Source organism: Verrucomicrobiota bacterium (genome assembly GCA_037139415.1).
Classification (GTDB): Bacteria; Verrucomicrobiota; Verrucomicrobiia; order Limisphaerales; family Fontisphaeraceae; genus JBAXGN01.
The window spans coordinates 1-2,877 of sequence record JBAXGN010000342.1; the positions used below are offsets into that span (position 1 = coordinate 1).

Annotated in this window: 5 protein-coding genes; all 5 read left to right on the forward strand. The window is 58.5% G+C overall.

What is annotated here, in order from left to right; genetic code table 11:
- Positions 1–128 precede the first annotated feature (128 nt).
- Genes WCO56_29410 through WCO56_29430 form a run of 5 tightly spaced genes read left to right on the forward strand, consistent with a single transcriptional unit; the run spans position 129 to position 2,562 of the window.
- Positions 129–326 carry a hypothetical protein gene (locus WCO56_29410; protein ID MEI7733719.1) on the forward strand — a complete coding sequence of 66 codons (198 nt, stop codon included), beginning with the start codon at positions 129–131 and terminating at the stop codon, positions 324–326.
- Positions 313–1,452, forward strand: a complete 1,140-nt coding sequence (locus tag WCO56_29415; protein MEI7733720.1) for a LamG-like jellyroll fold domain-containing protein — start codon at positions 313–315, stop codon at positions 1,450–1,452. The genes WCO56_29410 and WCO56_29415 overlap by 14 nt, the downstream gene beginning before the upstream one ends.
- A gap of 3 nt (positions 1,453–1,455) precedes the next feature.
- Positions 1,456–2,013, forward strand: coding sequence for a DnaT-like ssDNA-binding protein (locus WCO56_29420; GenBank protein MEI7733721.1), 558 nt, complete (start codon positions 1,456–1,458; stop codon positions 2,011–2,013).
- A 13-nt stretch (positions 2,014–2,026) separates the two neighbouring features.
- Positions 2,027–2,335, forward strand: coding sequence for a hypothetical protein (locus WCO56_29425; protein MEI7733722.1), 309 nt, complete (start codon positions 2,027–2,029; stop codon positions 2,333–2,335).
- Positions 2,332–2,562 (forward strand): hypothetical protein, encoded by a 231-nt coding sequence (locus WCO56_29430; GenBank protein ID MEI7733723.1) that lies wholly within the window; start codon positions 2,332–2,334, stop codon positions 2,560–2,562. Before WCO56_29425 ends, WCO56_29430 begins: the two co-directional genes overlap by 4 nt.
- The last annotated feature ends 315 nt before the right edge of the window (positions 2,563–2,877 follow it).

Consider the following 2,877-nt stretch of genomic DNA (forward strand, 5'->3'; position numbering starts at 1 on the left):
CCCACGGATAAAAAAATCACCGAAAACAGTTGCAAAAATTAACACCGTTGCTGGGCTAATGGACGGAACCCCGTTGGGGTTCTCAGAATGAGCCGCCGATGGCGGCTGAGTCATGAAAGGAAAAAAATATGCACAATCTCTATCCTGTCATTCGCCGGAAGCGGCGACCGCTGATGCCGCCCAACGCTGCGCCAGCAGCGCCAGAAATGCCGGGCAGCCGGCTGCCTCAGGCGGACGCAGCAGCGCCGGTACTGGTGCAACCCCCTCCGGTGCTAAGTGCCGGTAAGAAAGGCAAGCGCAATGAAACTCCGAATGGCAAAAAGTAAGGGGCGCATTGTTATTCCGGTGCGCAGTGCTGCCCCAGCACTGGAGCGACGCATGGTGCCTGGGTTTATGATCCGGGGGCGGCGCGGGGTGGTCGCCCAGGAGACGGTGCAGGCGATCCTGCCCAATCATGTGGGCGGGCTGATGCTTTGGCTGGACGCGGGGGCGGGAGCCATGAAGTGTTGGCAGCCGGCGGCCCCTGCGGGGAATGGCTACATTGAATATGGCGTTGGCTCCGAATATTCGGCGGCGGGGTATCTGCACGTCATCCGGATTTACCCGTACCAGATGCGGAATGGGCAAAAGTATTTCTCGCCCAATTATGCGGAGGTGACCGTCCAGGATGACTATTCCTCCAATTATTACACGGTGCATTGGAGCTGGGATGCGGTGCCTGGGGCGGATGGGTATCGGGTCATGAAATATTGCAGCAGTGGCAGCCCCAATTATGACTATGCCGTGGATGTGGCGGTGTGCGAGTTGGTGGATGGTTCCATGAGCACCTTCAGCTATGAGACCTCGGTGGAGCCCGTGAGTGGCGCCGACCCGGCGGGGGATACGGACCTGGTGGGCATCTGGCAGGATCAGAGCGGGCTGAACCATCATGCCGTGCAAAGTAATCCGACGAGAATGCCGGTACTAGCGGTGAATGTGCTGAACGGGAAACCGGTGATGCGTTTCGACGCCGCGGATGATGGCATGTGGACGAATGCGGGGCTGGCCGTGCCGTTGACGGCGTTCGTGGTGTATTGCGGGAATGCGACCGATAGCAATGCGTATCGGGCGGTGCAAGGGGCGGCGAATTGGATGCTGGGGCCGTACGGCGCGAAGTATGACTTTTATGCCGGGGGCTCGTTTACGAGTGGACCGCCGTTGGTGCCGGGTGCGTTTGTGCTCCAGACGGGATGGCAGGACACTGGCGTGTCGCGGAACTATGTGAACGGGGTGCTGGTGGGGCAGTATGCCGGCGCGGGTGCGCCAGGGAATATTTGCCTGGGGGCTGGTGGCGCGTATGCGGAAGGGCTCAACGGGGACATTGCCGAGGTGCTGGTTTACAACTGGGCGCTGGATGATTCGTTCCGGGCGGGTATCGAGCAGTATCTGCGGGAGAAATATCAACTGACCTAAGTTATGGCCTTAACCTTAACCAAAGAGGATGGAACCGGAAAATATGACAGCAATAGTTACGCTGACGTGGCCGATGGTGATGCTTACCATGAGGGACATCTATACGGGACTGCCTGGACGGGGGCGACGGAGGAACAAAAGGCGGTGGCCCTGGTTATGGCTACGCGGTTGATTGACGTGGAATTCCAGTTCAACGGCGGGCGCGTCAAAACGGAACAGGCGTTGCAGTGGCCACGGGCGGAGTGTCCCGATCCGGACCGGGTGACTGCCAGGGTGGCGCCACTGCGGTGGATTCGTGATGATTACCTGGCTTTCGACCGGGTGCCCAAGGCCGTGGTGGACGCTGCCTGCGAATTGGCGCGGGAGCTGCTGGTGATGGATCGGACGGCTGCGCCGCCAGGGGAAGGGGTATTGAAGCAACACAACGCGGATTTCAGCGAGACGACCTACAGCAAGACTGATACCCGGCAAATCATTCCCGCGCTGGTGCGGACGATGCTCGGGAAATATGGGGCGCTGCTGAGTGGCGGAAGCGGGGCGGTACGACTGGTGAGGGTTTAACATGACTAACTCTATGAACGAACTCGTGCAATTGACGAACCAAGCGGCCACGCAAAATGACCGGTGGTTGTTCGTGGCCAGCCTGGTGGTGTTCGGCATTTTCGCGGCGAGCGTGATGCGGTACTTCGTGCGCCAGCATGAGCGGCTGATTGATGACCACAAGCAGGCGCGGGACTCGTACCAGGAGAGTTTGCGGGGGATGGTGACGGAACAGAGCGCGGCCAATGCGAAGCTGATCACGTGCCTGGAAAGTAATACGCGGGTTTTGGAAGAGTGCCGGGATGAACTGCGGTCCTCCCGAATGGAAAGGAGTCGAGCATGAAACGAATCGTCATTTTAATTACTTCCGCCGGGCTGACGCTGGCGGCCGGGTGTGCGCGGTTCAGCACGACGCAAACGGATACGAGTTATGAAAATGGACGACCAGCCAGGGAGATCACCACGCACGCCACGGCCAGCACGATCTTCGCGGGGAAATCGGTGCTCGCGAATTGGAAGGCGAGCCAGACCGATAAGACCCAAGGGGCGAGTGTCGGGAACCTGAGCTAGGAGAGCAACGCCGGAACCAACTTGAATTCGCTCGTGGAATCAGCAGTGGGGGCGGCAGTGAGGGCAGCGGTGAGGCCGTAAAATAGGGAAAAATGGCCGCTGTGTGTGTGTGTGTGTTTGTGTATGTGTTTGTTTTTGACCGTCATTTTTCACGTTGTTCGCCATGTTTCAAGGGATTTGGATGAAGATGGTAAAAAAGGGGAAATGACCAAAAAAGCCCACAAAAAAGGCCCTGAAACTTGCATCTCAGGGCCGTAAATTGGTTGCGGGGCTGGGATTTGAACCCAGGACCTTCAGGTTATGAGCCTGACGAGC